Source organism: Caballeronia sp. LZ029 (assembly GCF_031451275.1).
Classification (GTDB): domain Bacteria; phylum Pseudomonadota; class Gammaproteobacteria; order Burkholderiales; family Burkholderiaceae; genus Caballeronia; species Caballeronia jiangsuensis.
This window is the reverse complement of record NZ_JARUXO010000004.1, coordinates 299,035-319,445: the sequence shown is the minus strand read 5'-3', so window position 1 is coordinate 319,445 and position 20,411 is coordinate 299,035. Positions and strand designations below refer to the sequence as shown.

Sequence of the window (20,411 nt, the reverse complement as noted above, 5' to 3'; positions counted from 1 at the left end):
CAGCCGCGCGGAGAATCGAAGTGATCGAATGCCATGTCGGCCCGAGCCCGCTCGGGCACATCCTGTATCGCGCCGAAAACGACTGTCTGACGGGGCTCTTCTTCGTCGGACAGAAGCATTTTCCCGATGGTCTGCCGCAGCCGACGCTGTCCGACTCGTTGCCCAGATCGCGCGTGATCGGCGAGGCGCGCGAACAGATCGGCGAGTACTTCTCCGGCGTACGCAAGGAATTTTCGATCGCGCTGAACCTCGCCGGAACGGCGTTTCAGCGGCAAGTCTGGGATGCGCTGCGGCAGATTCCCTTCGGCGAAGCATGGACCTACGGCGATCTCGCGCGCCGGCTCGGTTTGCCTATGGGCGCGTCGCGGGCCGTAGGCGGCGCGAACGGCCGCAATCCGGTTGCGATCATCGTGCCGTGTCATCGCGTGATCGGCGGCGACGGGGAATTGACCGGCTACGCAGGCGGCGTGGAGCGCAAGCGTCACTTGCTCACGCTGGAAGGCGGGCCGGGCCGCGAGCAACTCACGCTCTTCTGAATCGGCCGTCGTCGGCGCGAAAAAGAAAAAGCCCGCGAACCGGATGGTTCGCGGGCTTTTTCGTGGGGCGCCGTACTTCGTGAGATTACGGCGTGAGCGTGACTTCCACGCGACGATTCTCCGCACGACCGACGTCCGTTGCGTTCGACGCGATCGGGTTCGCCTTGCCGAATCCCTTCAGCGAGTAGCTGTCGGCATGCAGGCCGCGCTCCTTCAGATAGCTGAGCACCGCTTGCGCGCGACGCTTCGACAGACCGACGTTGTAGGCATCGGGGCCCGTCGAATCCGTATAACCCTCGACGGTCACCGACGCGAAATTCGCACCCTTCGAGTCGGCGACGAGCTGATTCAGAATGCCCTTGGCCTTAGGCGTCAACACGGCGCTGTCGAACGCGAAGTTCGTTTTCTCGTCGAGCGAGATCTTGCGCGGCGCGGTGGCCATTGCCTTGGCTGGAGCCGGCTGCGGCTCCGTTGCCGGCATGACGGGAGCCGGCTGTGCCTGCTGTACCGGCGTCGCGCAATTGAAGATCACGCTGCGGGGATCCTTGGGCGCGTGCGTGCCGGCGAGCGCCTGGAGCACGTTGACCGGCTGATTGCCGCACATCTTTTGAGCAGCGGTCATACAGGCGCTGCCATTCTCAAAAACACCGTAGCATTCGGCGCGGTAAGCCTTTTGGCCGTCCGACGTCTGAATTTGACTGATATTGAACGCCGGTCCCGAGGTGGACGAGCAGCCCGCGAGAGCAGCAGCGGCGGTAAGACTAACGGCAAGAGTTTTCGTGAGCAATTTGGTGTACATGCGAGTCAATTTGAAAGCGCGAAGCCGCTGAAAGCGCGCCTTTTGTTTCCGGGCCCGGGAACATTCCCAAAGGCGGCAGGCAGATTCATGATTCGATTTCGGATGCGTTCAACTATCGATGAGCAATCCAAAAGCTGCGGGATTGTAGCCCGGCGTTTCGTGCGCCTTAAGCGGACAACTCCCAAATTGCAGGGGGCTGACGCGCGCACATCGAAATGCCTATTTGACCGGCGCGGGGAGATCGCCATCCGACTGTTTTTGCAGTTCCTGCACGCGCGTCTGGAGCGCGCGAAGCTGCGCCTGCGCGGCCGCCTGCTCGGTACGCAATTCACGGATCGCGTTCTGCTGCTCCAGCTGATGGGTCGTCACCTGACTTTGCTGCGCGCGAGCAATATCGAGATCCGTTTGCAGCCGATTGGCGCGTTCCTGCTGGACGGCAATTTGCCGGTCGGCATACGCCTTTTCTGCTTCGAGCTTGATGCGCTTGATTTCGGCATCGGCGAGCGTGGTCGATGTTTTCGCGAAATCGGAATAAACCGCGTCGGCACGACCGTCGTTTTGCGCTTTAAACACGCGCCAGATATTGTTTTGCTGAAACAGTGCGACGTAGTAAGTCATCTGCTCGGCATAATACGAAAGACTCGCGCCATAACTGCCATTGGAAGTCCTGCGCAATTCGACGATCTTTCCGGCAGTAATAAGCGTTTCGAGTTCCGCGACATCGCCGTTTGTCGTAACGGCCGTTGATGAACCAGCGCGCATATCGCCGGCGGCGCAGGCCCACGGAAGCGGCATAAACAAACTCGCCGCGATTAGCGCGATTTCCGCAATCACCAAACGCTTCATTGCGATTTTTCCTTAACGGTAAAGCACATTGCCCGAAAAGGATTATGGCGGTTTAATGCTATTAACTCCAGACGATCTAAATCGCTTATATCCGATCGCGACTCAAATCGTGGGCTGGCGTGTAAAACGTTCTGTCATCAATCGCGCTTCGCTTGCGCTGCGCACGGTTTCTGTCGGCTTGAAAATACGCGAGTCACCGTGTTCGACAGGCATGCGCGAGAAAATGTCGCGGTCCGCCCGGAAGTCGAACGGCGTGGCAGACAGAATGCGCGCGTCGGGCAAAGACTCGACCGCGTGAACCGGCACAGCGGACATGGCTAAAAACGCGAAAAAGCTGGCAATGGGCGCAAGAGCGCCCGGGATCGAGTGCGAACGGTGCATGGCAAGGAGAAGGCAATGAGGGCGCACGAGCGCCGGAATGGAGCCGCCGCGAGAAACATACGCGGCGTTCGTGTACTGCATCGTTCGGCATTTCATCAGTTGTCGCGCCACCTGCCCATGAGAGAGTTCTCAAACAATTCTGGCCCGCGGGCTGCCTATCCCATCCGATAGAGCGATCAGGCGTGAAAAATGCGGACAACAGGCGTTCGCTTGCCAGCGCAAGCATGGCCGCGCACGTCTCGTGGAGTGCAGCAACAGAGCAGAGACCGGCCCGGAAAAGGCGCGGCTGCGGGGATCGCCGGTGCGACAAGCAGCCACAGCTTGCCAAGAGTCCGCCATAATGCGCCTTCGCGAAAATGCCGATCGGCAAGTAAAAACGAAAATGCCATGACTCAAGACGACAAGCACTCGACCGATCAACCCAGACAGCCCGCCGCCAACGACGGCAACGTGACGACCGGCGTCGCGGGCCTGGACGACATCCTGGGCGGCGGTCTCGTCGAAGGCGGCCTGTATCTGATCGAAGGGATGGCGGGCGCGGGCAAGACGATTCTCTCGTCGCAGATCGGCTTTCACCGCGTCGCGCAGGGCGACATGGTGCTGTACATCACGCTGATCGCCGAATCGCACACCAAGCTGCTGTCCCACCTGCGGGCGCTCTCGTTCTACAACGCCGACGCCATCTCCGACCGGATGCTCTTCGTGTCCGGCTATCACGAACTGATGCGCGACGGCCTGTCCGGCTTTCTTGCGCTGATCGCCGCGACGATCAAGACGAGCCGCCCGCGCTTCATGGTCATCGACGGATTTCGCAGCGCGCGCGAATTCAGTTCGACGGAGCTCGAACTCTCGCAATTCATCCACGAGCTGTCGGCGTTCGTGAGCGCCGCGCGCTGCACGACGCTGATCCTCGCGCCGCTTTCCGGCAACGAGCCGCATCCGGAGCACACGCTCGTCGATGGGCTCATCGAACTGAACCGCTACAACACCGGCATGCGCCGCGCCCGCGAGATCGAGGTCCACAAGCTGCGCGCCCGCGATCATCTGCTCGGCAAGCACTTCTTCAAGATCACCGAAAACGGCCTCGTGACCTTTCCGCGCATCGAGGCGTCGCCCGCCAACGATCGCGGGACGCCGGACTTCAAGAGCAAGCTCGGCTTCGCGTTTCCCGATTTCGACCAGATGCTCGGCGGCGGCGTCGTGCGCGGCTCGACGACCACGCTCGTCGGGCCGTCGGGCGTCGGCAAGACGCTCATGTCGCTCAAGTTCCTGCAGGCGGGCGTGGAGCGCGGCGAGCGTTGCGTCTATTTCGGCCTGTACGAATCGCCCGAGCGGCTGCTGGCCAAAGCGCAGTCGGTCGGTATCGATCTCGTGCCGGCCGCGCAGGACGGACGTCTCGCGATTCACTGGCATCCGGCCGTCGAACTGGCGATCGACGAGCTCGCCGTCGAGCTGATGAACGCGGTAAGGGACTCGAACGCGTCGCGGCTCGTCGTCGACGGTATCGACGGATTCTTTCAATCCGCGAACCGCACCGAGCGCTTCGGGCTCTTTCTCAACGCGCTCACGCACCGCCTGCGCGATGCGGGCGTGACCACCGTCCTCACCGAGGAGTTGCCGCTCTACGGCGATGCGGGGCTGCCCACGACCCTGCGCGCGTCCGCGATGACGGAGAACATCGTGCTCATGCGGTACGTGGAGGCGAATTCCGCGCTGTATCGCATGGTGTCGATCGTCAAGCAGCGCGAAGGCCCGCACGATTCCGCGATTCGCCGTCTCACGATCGACGCGCGTGGCATGCATATCAGCGAAGGCTTCATTGGCCCGACGGGAATGCTCTCCGGACACCCGACGCTCGCGCCCGCGCTCTCTGTGTCGGATCCCGGCGCGCGCGCATGAAAAAAATCCTCGTCGTCGACGATGAATTCGACATTCTGACAACGTGGCGCCTCGTGCTCGAAATGGAGGGCTACGAGGTTTCAACTGCTTCCAACGGACGCACCGCGCTCGACGCGGCGCGCGCGAATCCGCCCGCGCTCGTCATTACCGACTGGATGATGCCGCACATGGACGGCGTCGAGCTGATCCGGCAACTGGCCGCGAGCGACGGGCTCGCGGGCGTGCCCGTGATCCTCATGAGCGCGGCGGCCAATGCGCCGGCGCTCGAACATCCGCACGCGCAGTTTCGCCGCAAGCCGCTTTCCATCGATGATCTGGTCGACAGCGTCAGAAGCCTTATCGGTCCGGCCTGAGCGGACTTAGGCACGCGGCGTGCTGTAGAGGTGCGTTCCGGCGATTCCGGAGTTACGAGAAACCGCTCAACCCGAAAGGAGGCACCATGGTGCAGGATCAAGTGGAAGGCGCGGCACAAAAAGTCGTCGGCAAGGTACAGGACGCGGTCGGCGCGTTGACCGGCGATGAAGCGACGCAAGCCGAAGGCAAAGTGCGGCAGGCCTATGGCAACTTGCAGCAGAGCTACGGTCAGACCGTCGACAACGTGCGCCTGGCGGTTGCGAATCAGCCGATTCAGGGCGTGCTGATCGCCGCGGCGGTCGGTTTCGTGCTCGGCGCGTTGTGGAACCGCGATCGTTGATGCGCGACTGGCAGAGCGCATGACGCATGGAAACGAAGCCGGCGTGGGCAACCACGCCGGCTTCTTCGTTTATTTCGCCTCGTGCGCGACGCCGGCGAGCGCCGCGGACCGCGCGCAACCGATGGCGATCGCGACGGCCGCCACGAGGAGCGCGCCATGCGCGCCGCCGAGCGCCGCCGCGACGGCGAGTCCGCACGACGCTGCCGCGCTCAAGGCGCTCGCGGCTGGCGCGCCCGCAGCGCCGCCCATCGCGAGCGACAAATGCGCGCCGATCAGCGCGACCATCGCAACGACCAGCACCACGGCGTGCGCGCCGGGTTGCGCGCCGAGCACATAGGCGAGCGCCGCGCACGCACCCGCGCAAACGAGATGCAGCGGTTGCAAGGACATGCTTTCGCGATTCGCCCGCGCGCAGACGAGATAAGCCAGAGCCGCCATCGCGCCGCCTGCGAGAACCGCATACGCGCCGTTCGCGCCCGGAAGCACCCATGCGACAAAAGCGATCGTGGTGAGCGACGCGTGCGTCGATGCACCCGAAGCGATCGAAGCGCTCCCGCCGAATCGATATCCGGCGAATCCCGCGACACCGGCGAGCAGGAGCGCGGCGGCCAGCGTCGTCATGGCGGCAGTCCCGCCGCTCGCGCAGGCCGCGACGACGATCACCGCGCCGGCGGCCGCCAACGCACGCGCATGGGCACGCGCCGCGCCCGCCCGCATCGACGAACCCGCCGACAACGCCGCGAGCACGCACAGCGCGCCGGCCAGAGCATCGGACATGCGTCGCTCCTTCAGACGGCCAGCACGTTCGACAGCGTGCCGATACCCGCGATCGACACATCCACGCGCGCGCCGTCCTTGATCGATCCGACGCCGATCGACGTGCCGCACGCGATCACATCGCCGGGCACGAGCGTCATGTCCTGCGACAGCATGCTCACCTGTTCGGCGGGCGAGAAGATCATGTCGTCGAGCGGATAGTTCTGACGCTCGACGCCTTCGAGCGTCGTGACGACGTTCGCTGTGCGCCAGTCGAAGCCGTTGCCCGGCGTGACGATCGCGGGGCCAAGGCACGTGAACGTGTCGAAGCCTTTCGAGCGGCACCACTGCGCGAAGTTGGGATCTTGCTGAAGCAACTCGATCGCGGTGACATCGTTCACGCACGTATAGCCGAAGATCGCCTCCTCCGCTTCCTCGACCGACGCCCCGCTCACCGTCTTGCCGATCACGATGCCCAGTTCGCCCTCGTAAGCGATCTTGCCTTGATAGCTCTTCGGCCGGCGGATCGACTCGTTCGGCCCGATCACCGACATCGGCGGCTTGATCAGAAAGAGCGGATGCTGCGGCGGCGCCTTGTCGAGCTTCTGCGACAGCGCGTAATAGTTGTTCCACAGCGCGATGACCTTGCTCGGCTGGCACGGCGCGAGCAGCGTGAGATCGTCGGCGGCGAAGGAAATGTCGGTCGGGCGCGGGCGGTCGAACATCGCGCCTTCGTGCTGCACGACGCGGCCCGAGTGCTGATCGAGCGTACCGAAGCCGATGCTGCCGGCGGCATCGCGAAAACGAATCCAGTGTGTCAAGTCTGTCTCCCTGAGAAAAGGAGCGCGGGCGTACATGGCCCGCGCTCTCGTCCCCTCCTCCTTACATCGGATCAGGCCCGCGCCGCGGGCCCACGTGTACTTCGCGCCGAGCACCATGACGGGCAATTCCGTGCATGGGCCGGCTGCTTTGCTTCGTTACAGGACAACCGTGCTGTTCATGTCGCGCGTCTCCGGTTTCCAGGGACGTGCCGGGTCCGCGCCGCCTTGTTTCGAAGGCGGCGGGAGGCAAAACAAGTGCGTGAGAGGCGTCTAGATCGCGCCGAGACTCTTCAGCGTGGCGACCTGATCGGGCGTGTAGCCGAGTTCGGCCATGACTTCGTCCGTATGCTCGCCGAGTAATGGCGAACGCACGACTTCCGTCGGGCTGTCGGACAGTTTGATCGGATTGCCGACCGTGAGATATTTGCCGCGCACCGGATGATCGACTTCGACCACCGTCCCGGTCTTGCGCAGCGACGGCTCTTCGGCGATTTCCTTCATCGAGAGAATCGGGCCGCACGGAATGTCGTGCTTGTTGAGGATTTCCATCGCCTGGAATTTGGTCTTCGACATCGTCCAGCGCTCGATCTCCGCAAAGATGTCCTTCAGATGCGGCAGGCGCGCGTTCGGCGTCTTGTAGTCCGGATGGTCGATCCATTCCTCCTTGCCGATCACCTTGCAGATTTCACCCCACACCGGCGCCTGCGTGATGAAGTAGATATACGCGTTCGGATCGGTTTCCCAGCCCTTGCACTTGAGAATCCAGCCAGGCTGACCGCCGCCCGATGCATTGCCCGCGCGCGGCACCGCTTCGCCGAACGAGCCGTTCGGGTATTGCGGATATTCCTTCATCACACCGGTGCGTTCCAGCCGTTGCTGATCGCGCAGTTTCACGCGACAGAGGTTGAGCACGCCGTCCTGCATCGCGGCGAGCACTTTCTGGCCGCGTCCGCTCGTGTTGCGCTGATACAGCGCGGTGACGATGCCGAGCGCGAGATGCAGGCCCGTGCCGGAATCGCCGATCTGCGCGCCGCTGACCACCGGCGGGCCGTCGTCGAAACCGGTCGTCGAAGCCGCGCCGCCCGCGCATTGCGCGACGTTTTCGTAGACCTTGCAGTCCTCATAGGGTCCGGGGCCGAAGCCTTTCACCGACGCGACGATCATCCGCGGATTCAACTCCTGGATGCGCTCCCACGTAAAGCCCATGCGATCGAGCGCGCCCGGCGCGAAGTTCTCGACGAGCACGTCGCATTTCTTCACGAGCGTCTCGAGCACCTTCTTCCCTTCGGGATTCTTGGTGTCGATGGTGATCGAGCGCTTGTTGTGGTTGAGCATCGTGAAGTAGAGGCTGTCGGCGTCGGGAATGTCGCGGAGTTGCTCCCGCGTGATGTCGCCAGCGCCCGCGCGCTCCACCTTGATCACGTCCGCGCCGAACCACGCGAGCAGCTGCGTGCAGGTCGGTCCCGACTGAACGTGCGTGAAATCCAGGATGCGCACGCCGTCCAGCGCCTTGCCAGAGTTGTTCACCGTCATGGCTTGTCTCCCAATTCTTTAGTTCGACGTTTATGGATTCAGATTCATTTGTACATCCTTTGCGCCATCGTGCCAGCCTTGCGCGCATCCTCGCGGCAGCTGCCGAGCATCTCGGCTCCCGTGATATACAATATTCCAGACACAATATTAGTCAACTGTAGTTCGGTCGGAACAAACCCTGTGATGCACTGCACGATTGTCTGAAAGGCTTTACCGATGGTGCTTTCGCCATCATCGATATTGCGTCGCAGCAACTACCGTATTCTTCCGAAGTTTCTTCCATTACCCGCGTCACTCCACCATACCCGCTAAAACCATTTGCTCGCCGTGAAATCTGATATACAGTATTTCAGCGCGACGACGGACACGTTTTTTCGCCGCGCCTACTCCCATTAGAGGACATCAGGAGACGCAATGAACATCCACGAATATCAGGCGAAGACGCTGCTGCGAAAGTACGGCGTCGCGGTTCCGGAAGGCCGCGTCGCCTTTTCCGCGCAGGAAGCCGCCGACGCGGCGCGCGCGATCGGCGGACCGGTCTGGGTCGTGAAGTCGCAGATTCACGCCGGCGGCCGCGGCGCGGGACGCTTTTCCAACGATCCGGACGGCAAAGGCGGCGTGCGCGTCGTGAAGTCCGTCGACGCGGTGCGCGAGAACGCGCAGAAGATGCTCGCATCGGTGCTCGTGACGAAGCAGACCGGGCCGGCGGGCAAGGAAGTGAAGCGTCTCTATATCGAGGAAGGCTGCGATATCGCGCGCGAGTTGTATCTCGGCATGCTGGTCGATCGCGCCACGTCGCGCATCACGATCATGGCGTCGACCGAAGGCGGCATGGAAATCGAGGAAGTGGCGCACCGCACGCCGGAAAAGATACTCAAGGTCGCGATCGATCCGGCGACCGGGCTGCAACCCTTTCACACGCGTCAGATCGCATTCGGCCTCGGCTTGAGCGGCAAGCAGGTCGGCGCGGCGTCGAAATTCATCACGGCGTTGTATCAGGCGTTCGTCGATCTCGACGCGTCCATCGTCGAAGTGAATCCGCTCGTCGTGACCGGTTCCGGCGACGTGATGGCGCTCGACGCCAAGCTCAATTTCGACGATAACGCGCTCTATCGCCATCCCGACATCGAAAAGCTGCGCGACGTGGACGAGGAAGATCCCGCCGAAATCGAAGCGGCGAAACACGGCCTGAACTACGTGACGCTCGACGGCAACATCGGCTGCATGGTGAACGGCGCCGGCCTCGCGATGGCCACGATGGACATCATCAAGCTATACGGCGGCGAGCCGGCCAACTTTCTCGATGTCGGCGGCGGCGCGACGCAGGAACGCGTCGCCACCGCGTTCAAGCTGATTCTGCGCGACCCGAAAGTGCGCGGCATTCTGGTCAACATCTTCGGCGGCATCATGCGTTGCGACGTCATCGCGCAAGGCGTCGTCGCGGCCGCGCGCGAAGTCGATCTGCGCGTGCCGCTCGTCGTGCGCCTCGCCGGAACGAATGTCGATGCGGGCCGCGAAATCCTGCGCACCTCCGGCCTCACGATCATCCCCGCCGAAAACCTCGCCGATGCCGCCGACAAGATCGTCGGCGCCGTCGCTCACTGAGAGGACACCAGCATGAGCGTCTTGATCAATAAAGATACGAAAGTGATTTGCCAGGGCTTCACCGGCGCACAGGGCACGTTTCACTCGGAGCAGGCGATCGCGTACGGCACGCGCATGGTCGGCGGCGTGACGCCCGGCAAGGGCGGCACGACGCATCTGGAGTTGCCCGTGTTCGACACCGTCGCCGATGCGGTCGCGAATACCGGCGCCGACGCGTCCGTCATCTACGTGCCGCCGCCCTTTGCCGCCGATGCGATCCTCGAAGCCATCGACGCGCAGGTGCCGTTCATCGTCTGCATCACGGAAGGCATTCCGGTGCTCGACATGCTGCGCGTCAAGCGCGCGCTCGCCGGCTCGAACAGCCGGCTCGTCGGGCCGAACTGTCCGGGCGTCATCACGCCGGGGCAATGCAAGATCGGCATCATGCCGGGGCATATTCACCAGCCGGGGAAAATCGGCATCGTGTCGCGTTCGGGCACGCTCACGTATGAGGCCGTCGCGCAGACGACGGCCGCCGGGCTCGGGCAGACGACGTGCATCGGCATCGGCGGCGATCCGGTGAACGGCACGAATTTCATCGACTGCCTCGCGCTCTTTCTCGAAGACGACGCCACGGAAGGCATCATCATGATCGGGGAGATCGGCGGATCGGCGGAAGAGGACGCCGCGCAATTCCTCAAGGAGTCGAAGACCAAAAAGCCGGTGGTCGGCTTCATCGCCGGGACGACGGCGCCGCCGGGACGCCGCATGGGCCACGCCGGCGCGATCATCTCGGGCGGCTCGGGCACGGCGAGCGCGAAAATCGACGCGATGAAGTCGGCGGGCATCCATGTCGCGGATTCGCCTGCCGCGCTCGGCGAAACGATGGTCCACGCGATACGCTAAGTCGTATCGGTTCAGCGAGCCTGAACGCAAAAAAGGCTGCGCGGCAAACGCCACGCAGCCTTTTTCATGACTCGAACTTCAATCCAGCATCAGTCCAGAAAGTCGCAATTCGCTTCGACGAACGCCGCCAGATCCAGCGAATGCTGCTTCACGAGCCGCTCGACCAGTTCGGTGTCCCGCTTCTCCAGCGCCTCGATGATGCGCATGTGATCGACGATCGAGCGCGACGCCCGGTCGCTCTGCGAGATCGTCATCTTCCGGATCGCGCGCACGTGCACGAAGATGTTCTTGATCGTCTCGAAGATGATTTCCGACTTCGACAGACGCACGATTGCGGAATGGAACGCGATATTCGCATCCGAATATTCGTCGATGTGCTCGGCGGGCGTCGAGTCGCGGAAGTTGTCGAACATGTGGCGCAGATGGGCGATTTCCTCGTCCGTCGCGCGCTGCGTCGCGAGCCGCGCCGCCATGCTTTCCAGCGCCGCCCACATGTGGATCATCTCGACGATCTCGCGCTTGGTCTTGCGCAAGATATAGACGCCCCGGCGCGGCACCGTGCGCAGGAAGCCTTCCTGCTCCAGCAGCGTCATGGCCTCGCGGATGGGTGTTCGCGAGACGCCGAGCGCTTCGGTCAGCTCTTTCTCGTCCAGACGGATTTCTTCCCGCGAGCGGTAGATGTCCGCCTCGGCGATCGCCTGCCGCAGTTTCGCGTACGCCTGATCGCGCAGCGAAACCGTGGCATTGATCGGCTCCAGCGAAAGCGTGAGCCCGGACGGACGAACGTCGGGGCGAACTTCCGGCCTGTCTACGGATTGAGTATCAGATGGCATTGATGGCTTGATTTCCCATGTGCGGACGGCGAGCGTCGACACGCTTGCCCGAACCGCCGTTCTGGTCATCCGCCGCGAGACCGGCGAAGCGACCGTGATTCTGTGCGCGCTGCAGCATGCTCTGCGGCACCGCCGACGCAATCATAAACGTAACACCCGTACCCACGGCAACCAGCGCGAATCCGACAACCACCAACAGGGCGATGCTCATTTCAGGCTCCAGTCAAATCACTCAAGAGCCCTCAGTATATGCTGCATCGCAACAGAGATCAACATATTTTGCATCTTGTATATCAGAAACAACGCTGGTGCCTTCGTCTGCAGTTTAGGCGGCTTTTTGAGATTGCGGGAGCGGCAGCGGCTTCGCCGTGCCCTGATTCACGCCTTCGCGCAGCTTGATCAATGCGAGCACCGCATCGAGCATCGGCGTGTCCACGTGGACGAGACGGCCGATTTCCTGCACGACGGTCATCAGCGGATCGATTTCCATCGGGCGATTGGCCTCGCAGTCCATCAGCATCGACGTTTTGTGCGCACCGACCGCGCCCGCGCCGTTGATGCGCCGCTCCACGTCGACGCGGAAGTTCACGCCGATCTTGTCGCCGATGGCCTTCGCTTCCAGCATCATCGCCTTCGAGAGCGCGCGCGTGCCGGGATCGCTCGTCAGGACGTCGAGCGTCGCGCCGGTCAGCGCGCTGATCGGGTTAAAGCACAGGTTGCCCCAGAGCTTCAGCCAGATTTCGTCGCGGATGTTGTCGCGCATCGGCGCTTCCATGTCCGCCTTGGCCATCATGTCGTGCAGCGCCTGCAGCCGCGGCGTGATTTCGCCGCTCGGCTCGCCGATCGGAAACTTCTTGCCGTAGTGATGCTCGATGACGCCCGGCTCAGCGATCTCCGCCGCCGGCAGCAGCACGCAGCCGATCGCGCGTTCCGGTCCGAACACGTCCCATTGACGGCCGCCAGGATCGACGCTCTGCAACTTCGTGCCTTCGAGCTCGCCGCCGTGCTTGTAGAAGTACCAGTACGGAAGACCGTTGACGGCCGTGACGATCGCCGTCTCCGGGCCGAGCAGCGGCGGAATCAGATCGACGACGCCGGGAATCGAATGCGCCTTGAGCGCGATGATCACGTAATCCTGCGGACCGAGTTCGGCGGGATTGTTCGTGCAGCGCACCTTGACGACGTGCTCCTGACCATCGATGCGCAGCTTCACGCCGTTCGCCTGCATGGCCGCGAGATGCGGCCCGCGCGCGACGAAACTGACTTCCGCTCCGGCGCGCGCCAGTTGCGCACCCATATATCCGCCGATCGCGCCGGCGCCGTACACGCAGATTTTCATGGTTCGTCTCCTGAGGGTTGTAGCCTTTTAGCTCTCTGATATACAAGATACTACATTCCGTATCGACCAAGAACAAGGCGAATCGTGTTCTTGCGGACGAGCGGAAACCCGCATGCGCGAGGCGCGCCGCGGGTTGGGATGAATACAGGGAAAAGCGCCGGTCAGGCGTCGACAGGCTGACCCGAGATCACAGTATGCGACGAGGCCGCCACGATGTGCGACCACACACTCGCCGCGCTCGCTCGCAACGCGCGGCTCTTGCGCCGCACGAGCATGATCGTGCGCGACGTGTCCGGCACGAGCGGGATGAAGCGCGCCTGCGCGCTGTCGCAGGCGGCGCGCGCGTGCATCGGCAGAATTCCGACGCCGAGTCCCGCTTCCGCCATGCGCGCAACCGCCGCCGACTGCGTGAGTTTCTGGCGAACCGCGCCGGTCACGCCGTGCAGCGCGAGCGCGGCTTCGATGGCGCCGAGGCTGCCGGTGTCGTCATCGAGGAGGAGCAGCGGCGTGCCGCGCAACTGCTGCCAGTCGATGCGCGCCGCCTCGCTGAACCGATGCGACGCGCTCACGACAGCCGCGAATCCATCGGCGAAAAGCGGTTCGGCGGCGAGTTCGTCGAGATTCTCCGGCGCGATCACGACGCCCAGTTCCGCCTCTCCAGAACGAACGAGTTGCAGCACGGCGTTCTGCGGCCGATCCATCATCACGATCGTGATATCCGGCAAGCGCTCGCGGCAGGACGCGAGCATGCCGGGCAAGACGCTCGCGGTGAGACCGCAACTGGTCGCGAGATTCACGACGCCCGGCTCGCCGCCCTCCTGCGCGCGCGGCCGCAGCGTCGCTTCCAGTTCCTCGACGAGCGGCGCTATGCGCGCGAGCAGGCGGCGTCCGGTGTCGGTGAGTGCAACCTGACGCGTGGTGCGATCGAAGAGCCGCAGCGCGACTTCGTCTTCGAGTTCTCTGATGCTGCGGCTGACTGCCGATTGCGTGATGCCGAATTCATCGCCCGCGCGCGTGAAGCTGCGATGCCGCGCGAGCGTGACGAACAATCTCAACTGATGCAGCGATACGCTGAGCGATGGAGACGGTTCGCGCGGCATGCCTCGACTGCCTTACTGAACCGTGTTGCGCGATGCGTCCCAGCCCGTCTGGAACGATGCGTTGACCGACGATTCCGCCGCCGTTTCCGTCAGCGTGTTTTCGATCCAGCGCTTGCGCATCGGTGCGAGGACGAACTTCGCGCACAGCCCCGCCGCGATCGACGTGACGGCCGCCGCGATGAACACCGCGTTCCACGAGCCGACCGACGCGAGCACCGATGCAAGCGGCACCAGCATCGACGCCGTGCCCTTCGCCGTGTACAGCGTACCCGCATTGGCGGCGGCGTACTTGCTGCCGAAGGTATCGGCGCAGGTCGCGGGGAAGATCGAGAAGATTTCGCCCCAGCACAGGAACGTCATCGCCGCGAACAGCATGAAGAGATACGGATCGTGCCCGAACTCCATCAGCCCCAACAGCGCGATGCCTTCGCCCAGGAAGATGATGAACATGGTGTTCTCGCGGCCGATCTTGTCCGAGATGAAACCGCACAGCGGACGCGTGAAGCCGTTGCACAGGTTATCGATGGACAGCGTCATCGCGAGCAGCGGCAGCGTCACACCGAGCAGGTTCACCGGCATCTTCGCGAATCCGTATTCCTTCGCGATCGGCCCGAACTGCGCGGTCGCGATCACGCCGCCCGCCGCGACGAACACGAACATCAGGTACAGCACCCAGAAGAGCGGCGAGCGCACCATCTGCCCTGTCGTGTAGTCGATTTTCGTCGACACGATGCGCTTGGCCGGCACGATGCCCTTCGGCGGATTGGGCCGCACGAGCATCAGCGCCAGCACGAAAATGCACGCGCCTTGCAGGATGCCGAAGAACATGAACGCGTGCTCGTAGCCCGAGCTCTGGATCATGTTGGAGATCGGAATCACGGTGACGGCCGCGCCCGCGCCGAAGCCCGCCGCCGTCATGCCCGCAGCGAGACCGCGCTTATCCGGGAACCACTTGAGCGCCGTGCCGACGCACGTGCCGTACACGCAGCCCGCGCCGATGCCCGCGACCACCGCCCCGATGTAGAGATGGATGAGACTCGTCGCGTTCGCGTCGATGATCCAGCCGAGCGCCGCGCAGATCGAGCCGCCGATGACGACCGGCCGCGGGCCGAATTTATCGACGAGCCAGCCCTCGACGGGCACAAGCCAGGTTTCGGTAACGATGAAAATAGTGAAGGCGGTTTGAATCGCCGCCTGACCCCAGTGATGCTTCGCATCCATTGGGACGACGAACAGGGTCCATGCGTACTGCAGGTTGGCGACCAGCCCCATGCATATGATGCCGATCACTAGCTGGAACCATCTGTTGTGATGACGCCCGTGCGATTGCCCGGACACAACCGTGTCTGCGCTTGCCATGTCTGTCTCCGTTATGTTTTCTAGCGCTCGTACGGCGCTTGATGTGCTGCGAGAAACCGGCGCGGGTGCGCCGGCGGCGAGCGGTCGGTCAGGGGAAGTGCTCGGTCCAGGCGGCGTGGGCGTGAGGCCGCCTGTCGCGCATGTCGCGCGTGCTGCACATACTGAAGTGGGCGATCGATTCGCACGTCAGGCAAACATCCGCGTCAGGCGATCGACGAATCATTTCAAGCGATTCCCAATAAAGTCCGGATGGTTGATGCGCCTTTGCAGGCTTCGGGTTTTTGCTGAGTCGTGCCGTGATACATGGCGAAAAGCGCGTGGCCGATGCTCGGGGTTAAGCATAACCGTTCGTGCTAACCGCGACCGTCCTCCTTACAACTTTTGGGGACGTGAAAGCATCGTGGGGGAGAAAAACGATTAAGGAAAGTTAGAAAAAATTATTGTATAAATTAGCTATCGTTAATGGATGAAGGATCGCCGTGCTCCGCAACGCTACCCTGCGTCAGTTGAAGATCTTCGAGACCGTTGCCCGTCGACTGAGTTTTTCTCGCGCCGCCGAGGAACTCTATCTCACTCAGCCCGCGGTCTCGACGCAGGTCAAGCAACTGGAGGAGCACGCTGGCTTGCCGCTCTTCGAGCAGTTGGGCAAGAAAATCTACCTCACGCCGGCCGGGAATGAAATGCTCCATTACAGCCGTGCGATCCTGGAGCAGTTCCGCGAAGCCGACGACGCGATGGCGCGGCTCAAGGGCATTTCGGGCGGCACGCTGAGCGTCGCGGTGATCAGCGCGGGCGATTATTTTTTCCCGCGCCTGCTTGCAGCGTTCACGCAGCGTAATACCGATGTCAGGCTCAACCTTGCGGTGCATAACCGCGAAGAACTGCTGCATCAGCTTTCCGACAATCTCACCGACCTCGCCGTGATGGTGCGTCCGCCGCGCGACATGGATACGGTCAACGTTTCCTTCGCCCCGCATCCATACGTGATCGTCGCGCCGCCGGATCATCCGCTCGTCGGACGCAAAAACGTGCCGCTCGAAGCACTGGCCGACGAGCCGTTCATCGTCCGCGAGCGCGGTTCGGATACCTGGAATTCGATGGAAGAAGGTTTCGCCGGGCGGCTCTCGAACCTGAACGTCGCGATGGAAATCACCAGCACGGAGACGATCAAGCAGGCGGTAATTGCCGGCATGGGCGTGAGCTTTCTATCCGCGCACACGATCAGCATGGAGCTGCAGGTCGGCAAGCTGGCGGTGCTCGATATCGAGGGTTTTCCCGTGATGCTCAACTGGTTCGTCGTGCATCGGAACAACAAGCGTCTGCCGCCGGTCGCGCTCGCGTTCAAGCAGTTTCTCGTCGAAGAAGGCGCCGCGCAGATCGAAGCGATCACGCAAATCGTCGCGAAGACCGGCAAGCCCAATTCATAACGCTTACTGAATAGATAAGCGAAAAAACTTTAACTATCGTATATGGGTCGTGTTCCCTATCCTGCATTCATGCCCCCCGGCCATACAGGAGACGATCATGATCCATGCAATGTACAGCGATGACCGCGAAGTTCAGGCGCAAGTCTGCGCATTCAATACCGCTTTCGAAGAACTCGATCTGATGTTCCGCTGGGATGCGCAGACCTATCTCTCGCTCGCGTCGGCGGACAGCGACTACGGGAAAATCGCGCAGTACATCGAGACGCACTCCCCGCATCTCCTGAAGGCGTACAGCGCGGAGTTTCTCTGCCAGGCGATCGTCGAGCGCAAGAATTCGACCGTCGAAGCATGCCGGCAAAACACCGTTCAATATGAAGACAGCACGCAGCGGGCGCGGCTTTGGCGAGCGCGCAACCAGGAAACGGCGCGCGCTTAAGGCGCTTCACTCTCGATATGGGCGGTCCGGGAATTCCGGATCGCCCTTTTGCATTTTTCGTGTTTGCATGATTCGCCGCGGTTGCCCGCGGCGGCGTCGAACTCAGGGCGTCAGTGCGACCCAGACTGCCTTCGGCTCGGTGAAGTTCTCGATGGCGACATCGCCATGTTCGCGGCCGAAGCCGGAATCGCCTGAGCCACCCCACGGCAGACGCACATCGGTGAAGCCGTAGGTATTCACCCAGACCGTGCCCGCCTTGAGTTCGGCGGCCATGCGATGCACGCGGCCGATATCCGAGCTCCACACGGCCGCGGCGAGACTGTATGCGGTGCCGTTGGCGATGCGCAATGCGTCGGCTTCATCGTCGAAGGGGATGACGCTCGCGACCGGCCCGAAGATTTCTTCTTGCGAGATGCGCATCTCGTGTTCGACGTTCGCAAACACCGTCGGCTCGACGAAGAAGCCGCGCTCGCCTGAGCGCCTGCCGCCCGTCACGAGCGATGCGCCCTCTTCCTTGCCGATGTCCACATAGTCCAGCACGCTCTTCATCTGCTTGGCGGAGATGAGCGGGCCCATATTGGTATCGCGGCTCGACGGATCGCCGAGCTTGATCGTCCGCGCGCGCTGGGCGAGGCGCTCGACGACTTCATCGTAGACGGCGCGTTGCGCGAGAATCCGCGAGCCCGCCGAGCAGACCTGGCCGGCGTTGAAGAAGATGCCGGAGGCTGCCGCGCGCACGGCGCCATCGAGATTCGCGTCCGCGAAAATCACGTTGGCGGACTTGCCGCCGAGTTCGAGCGTGACGCGCTTGAAGTTGCCCGCCGCGCCCTGCAGGATGCCGCGTCCGACCGACGGCGACCCGGTGAACGTGACCTTGTCGACGCCGGGATGCGCGACGAGCGCGTCGCCGACGACCGAGCCCTTGCCGGTCACGATATTGAGCACGCCCGGAGGCACGCCGGCTTCGAGCGCGAGCCGTCCGACCATCAGCGCGGAGAGCGGCGTGATTTCGGCGGGTTTCACGATCAGCGTGCAGCCGCATGCGAGCGCGGGCGCGATCTTCCACATGCCGATCATCAGCGGGAAATTCCACGGCACGATCGCCGCGACGACGCCGACGGGTTCGCGCACTGTATAAGTCAGCGCGTCGGGGCGCGCGGGCACGACCTGGCCGTTGATCTTGTCGCACCAGCCGGCGTAATAGGCGAGTGTGTCGATGGCGGCGGGCACGTCCTGGCGCTGCACGCCCGCGATCGGCTTGCCTGCGTCGAGACTTTCGAGCGCCGCGAGTTCTTCCTGATTTTCGCGGAGCAACTCGGCGAGCTTCATCAGGATGCGGCCGCGCTCGGCTGCACGGATTGCGTTCCACGGTTTGAGCGCGGCGCGCGCGGCCTGCACTGCGCGATCGACATCGGCGGACGTACCTTGTGCCACGCGGGATATCGGGTTTTCGGTGGCGGGATCGAGGTTCGTCGAGTATTCACCTCCGCTCGGAGGAACGAATTCGCCGTTGATCAGCAATTCGTAGCGCTTGAGGTCCGTGTTGTTGTCCATGTCTCGCTCCATATGTTTTTCAGAATCACCTCATGTTGGCGCAGAACCACCATCCACGAAAGCAAAACATTCTTATCGTTTATATAGGACGGAATGTATGAACGGATATAGCGGCGAGGGTGAGGCTGGGGCTGGTGCGGCACAGTTGCTGCGCCGGTCATGGAAGGTGCGGAAGTAGTCGGCATTGGCACGGACGACGGTGAGCCGCGAGTTCGGCGGCGACTATTGCAGGCGAGATGGAATGAGATGGCGAAATACTCGATTGAAACGACGACAGGACGCGTCGGCTGCGGATCATCACTATTTCACTATTGCATCGAATTAGGAATTCTTATGTTGTTGCGCATAGGTATGACATTGGAGAAAATCCCCGATTTTCAGGAAGCTCCGTGACTGCCCTTCCGCGCCCAGTACTTCGCTCATGCTTTTTGGCCTTTACCGCGACGGCTCTTGCTGCATGTGGACTCCTTCCGCAACCCTCACATCAGGTCACGACGGAAACGCCTCAATACGAACCTGCCACGTCGTCGCGCATCCGCCTGCTCTCGGGGAACGGCACGCGATCCACCTCGTACATCCCCAATAGCGCTTGCTACAAAGGCTGGGGGCAGGACAAAGCGCTGGTGCGCGCCGACGATGGCTATCTGGCAGCCTGGAAGTATTCTTCGCGCAGCATCACCATCGGTATGCCGCCTAGCCCACGCGATTACATGCGCGTGGATGGCCTCGACTTCAAGGATTCGATTCGGGAATACGTGGTGGCGAGCGGTGAGCCAATGGTGATTTCGATGGGCATGAGCGGCACCATAGGAAATGCGTCGTGGACATGTTCGCCACCGCGGATTACGTTCACGCCAGTGGCGGGTCACGACTACGAAGCTTTCCTGGAGATGCCAAGCAGGCGTTGCTGGATCGCGGTGCGCGAGATCGACGGGCGTGGCCTCGATGCGCCTGTACCGGTCCAGGCGGCAAAGAAATGCGCTGCGACTGATGCCGGTGCGGCAGCAGATCATGCCGCGAAATAGCGCCGTGACATCACGCGCATTTGAGACGCGTCAAAGAGAAGGTACGACTCGTACATCGGCGTAGCGCCCCCGCATTCCGTAGCCGACGATCCGATGTAGAAATCCGACTTAGCGCTGAGCCTTCGTGCCTCAAGCACGCGGCTCATTGCATGGCCTTGACCATCGGACGGCGCTATACTGCGGGCCTTCAAATTTCCGCAAATCATCGAGCGATACGTATGAACCCACTACCTCCCTGCCCTCAGTGCCAATCGGCATTCACCTACGAAGATGCGGGCATGTATATCTGCCCCGAATGCGCGCACGAGTGGTCCGCGCAGACGGACAACGCAGCGGAACCCGCCGCCAAGGTCTTTCGAGATTCCGCTGGGAAAGTTCTTCACGATGGCGACACGGTCACCGTCATCAAGGATCTGAAGCTCAAAGGCGGCGGCGGCGTGGTCAAGATGGGCACGAAAGTCAAAAACATTCGGCTCGTCGATGCCGATCATGACATCGACTGCAAGATCGATGGCTTTGGAGCCATGAGTCTCAAGACGGAATTCGTCAAAAAGGCTTGACGTAGTCTACGTTCCAGGAAGCC

General features: G+C 62.5%; 23 protein-coding genes. 10 read left to right on the top strand and 13 right to left on the bottom strand.

Translation table 11 applies throughout. The annotated features are described in order from the left end of the window. Positions 1-20 precede the first annotated feature (20 nt). The gene (locus tag QCE73_RS27420) at positions 21-536 is read left to right on the top strand and encodes a methylated-DNA--[protein]-cysteine S-methyltransferase (protein ID WP_309884423.1); all 516 of its coding nucleotides are present in this window, start codon (positions 21-23) and stop codon (positions 534-536) included. Between the two features lie 85 nt (positions 537-621). On the opposite strand, the gene QCE73_RS27415 is transcribed toward QCE73_RS27420, so the two are convergent. From QCE73_RS27415 to QCE73_RS27405, 3 genes are all read right to left on the bottom strand, one after another. Further along, positions 622-1,158, bottom strand: a complete 537-nt coding sequence (locus tag QCE73_RS27415; protein WP_309884421.1) for an OmpA family protein — start codon at positions 1,156-1,158, stop codon at positions 622-624. Between the two features lie 396 nt (positions 1,159-1,554). Beyond that, the gene (locus QCE73_RS27410) at positions 1,555-2,181 is read right to left on the bottom strand and encodes a DUF2968 domain-containing protein (RefSeq protein ID WP_309884420.1); all 627 of its coding nucleotides are present in this window, start codon (positions 2,179-2,181) and stop codon (positions 1,555-1,557) included. A 102-nt stretch (positions 2,182-2,283) separates the two neighbouring features. Then, positions 2,284-2,643 (bottom strand): hypothetical protein, encoded by a 360-nt coding sequence (locus QCE73_RS27405; protein ID WP_309884419.1) that lies wholly within the window; start codon positions 2,641-2,643, stop codon positions 2,284-2,286. A 306-nt stretch (positions 2,644-2,949) separates the two neighbouring features. Between QCE73_RS27405 and QCE73_RS27400 the strand changes: the two genes are divergently transcribed. The 3 genes from QCE73_RS27400 (at position 2,950) to QCE73_RS27390 (ending at position 5,155) form a co-directional block, all read left to right on the top strand. After that, a complete protein-coding gene (locus tag QCE73_RS27400; RefSeq protein ID WP_309884418.1) occupies positions 2,950-4,461 on the top strand; it encodes an ATPase domain-containing protein in 1,512 nt (503 codons plus the stop codon). Continuing rightward, positions 4,458-4,814 (top strand): response regulator, encoded by a 357-nt coding sequence (locus tag QCE73_RS27395; RefSeq protein WP_309884417.1) that lies wholly within the window; start codon positions 4,458-4,460, stop codon positions 4,812-4,814. Before QCE73_RS27400 ends, QCE73_RS27395 begins: the two co-directional genes overlap by 4 nt. An 86-nt stretch (positions 4,815-4,900) precedes the next feature. Next, the gene (locus QCE73_RS27390; protein ID WP_035502499.1) at positions 4,901-5,155 is read left to right on the top strand and encodes a CsbD family protein; all 255 of its coding nucleotides are present in this window, start codon (positions 4,901-4,903) and stop codon (positions 5,153-5,155) included. 69 nt (positions 5,156-5,224) lie between these two features. Here QCE73_RS27390 and QCE73_RS27385 read toward each other — a convergent pair whose 3' ends face one another. The 4 genes from QCE73_RS27385 to QCE73_RS27370 all read right to left on the bottom strand — a co-directional run bounded on the left by QCE73_RS27385 (position 5,225) and on the right by QCE73_RS27370 (position 8,519). Next, the gene (locus QCE73_RS27385) at positions 5,225-5,932 is read right to left on the bottom strand and encodes a hypothetical protein (protein ID WP_309884416.1); all 708 of its coding nucleotides are present in this window, start codon (positions 5,930-5,932) and stop codon (positions 5,225-5,227) included. 11 nt (positions 5,933-5,943) lie between these two features. Beyond that, positions 5,944-6,732, bottom strand: a complete 789-nt coding sequence (locus tag QCE73_RS27380; RefSeq protein WP_309884415.1) for a fumarylacetoacetate hydrolase family protein — start codon at positions 6,730-6,732, stop codon at positions 5,944-5,946. Between the two features lie 270 nt (positions 6,733-7,002). After that, on the bottom strand, positions 7,003-8,265 hold the full coding sequence (frc, locus tag QCE73_RS27375) for a formyl-CoA transferase (protein ID WP_187605218.1): 1,263 nt from the start codon (positions 8,263-8,265) through the stop codon (positions 7,003-7,005). A gap of 44 nt (positions 8,266-8,309) precedes the next feature. Continuing rightward, entirely contained in the window at positions 8,310-8,519 is a 210-nt protein-coding gene (locus QCE73_RS27370) for a hypothetical protein (RefSeq protein WP_309884413.1), read from the bottom strand. A gap of 160 nt (positions 8,520-8,679) precedes the next feature. Here QCE73_RS27370 and sucC point away from each other — a divergent pair, with 160 nt between their 5' ends. Both sucC and sucD read left to right on the top strand, forming a co-directional pair. After that, positions 8,680-9,870, top strand: coding sequence for an ADP-forming succinate--CoA ligase subunit beta (sucC, locus tag QCE73_RS27365; protein ID WP_035502492.1), 1,191 nt, complete (start codon positions 8,680-8,682; stop codon positions 9,868-9,870). A gap of 12 nt (positions 9,871-9,882) precedes the next feature. Then, positions 9,883-10,755 carry a succinate--CoA ligase subunit alpha gene (gene sucD / locus QCE73_RS27360; protein ID WP_309884412.1) on the top strand — a complete coding sequence of 291 codons (873 nt, stop codon included), beginning with the start codon at positions 9,883-9,885 and terminating at the stop codon, positions 10,753-10,755. 89 nt (positions 10,756-10,844) lie between these two features. On the opposite strand, the gene QCE73_RS27355 is transcribed toward sucD, so the two are convergent. The 5 genes from QCE73_RS27355 to oxlT all read right to left on the bottom strand — a co-directional run bounded on the left by QCE73_RS27355 (position 10,845) and on the right by oxlT (position 15,386). After that, on the bottom strand, positions 10,845-11,588 hold the full coding sequence (locus tag QCE73_RS27355) for a GntR family transcriptional regulator (protein ID WP_035502489.1): 744 nt from the start codon (positions 11,586-11,588) through the stop codon (positions 10,845-10,847). Further along, positions 11,578-11,799, bottom strand: coding sequence for a hypothetical protein (locus QCE73_RS27350; RefSeq protein ID WP_075583861.1), 222 nt, complete (start codon positions 11,797-11,799; stop codon positions 11,578-11,580). Before QCE73_RS27350 ends, QCE73_RS27355 begins: the two co-directional genes overlap by 11 nt. A 114-nt stretch (positions 11,800-11,913) precedes the next feature. Next, entirely contained in the window at positions 11,914-12,927 is a 1,014-nt protein-coding gene (locus QCE73_RS27345) for a 2-dehydropantoate 2-reductase (protein ID WP_035502487.1), read from the bottom strand. Between the two features lie 161 nt (positions 12,928-13,088). Next, the gene (locus QCE73_RS27340) at positions 13,089-14,027 is read right to left on the bottom strand and encodes a LysR family transcriptional regulator (protein ID WP_309884411.1); all 939 of its coding nucleotides are present in this window, start codon (positions 14,025-14,027) and stop codon (positions 13,089-13,091) included. A gap of 12 nt (positions 14,028-14,039) precedes the next feature. After that, the gene (gene oxlT / locus QCE73_RS27335; protein WP_309884410.1) at positions 14,040-15,386 is read right to left on the bottom strand and encodes an oxalate/formate MFS antiporter; all 1,347 of its coding nucleotides are present in this window, start codon (positions 15,384-15,386) and stop codon (positions 14,040-14,042) included. 479 nt (positions 15,387-15,865) lie between these two features. Between oxlT and QCE73_RS27330 the strand changes: the two genes are divergently transcribed. Together QCE73_RS27330 and QCE73_RS27325 are read left to right on the top strand one after the other, a co-directional pair. Next, complete coding sequence (locus tag QCE73_RS27330) at positions 15,866-16,813, top strand: LysR family transcriptional regulator (RefSeq protein WP_035502484.1); 948 nt, start codon at positions 15,866-15,868, stop codon at positions 16,811-16,813. Between the two features lie 97 nt (positions 16,814-16,910). Further along, positions 16,911-17,249, top strand: a complete 339-nt coding sequence (locus QCE73_RS27325; RefSeq protein ID WP_035502482.1) for a hypothetical protein — start codon at positions 16,911-16,913, stop codon at positions 17,247-17,249. Between the two features lie 102 nt (positions 17,250-17,351). On the opposite strand, the gene QCE73_RS27320 is transcribed toward QCE73_RS27325, so the two are convergent. Next, a complete protein-coding gene (locus QCE73_RS27320) occupies positions 17,352-18,803 on the bottom strand; it encodes an aldehyde dehydrogenase family protein (protein ID WP_309884409.1) in 1,452 nt (483 codons plus the stop codon). Between the two features lie 623 nt (positions 18,804-19,426). Between QCE73_RS27320 and QCE73_RS27315 the strand changes: the two genes are divergently transcribed. Continuing rightward, entirely contained in the window at positions 19,427-19,828 is a 402-nt protein-coding gene (locus QCE73_RS27315) for a hypothetical protein (protein WP_309884408.1), read from the top strand. Between the two features lie 218 nt (positions 19,829-20,046). Then, positions 20,047-20,388, top strand: coding sequence for a zinc ribbon domain-containing protein YjdM (locus QCE73_RS27310; protein WP_309885265.1), 342 nt, complete (start codon positions 20,047-20,049; stop codon positions 20,386-20,388). The last annotated feature ends 23 nt before the right edge of the window (positions 20,389-20,411 follow it).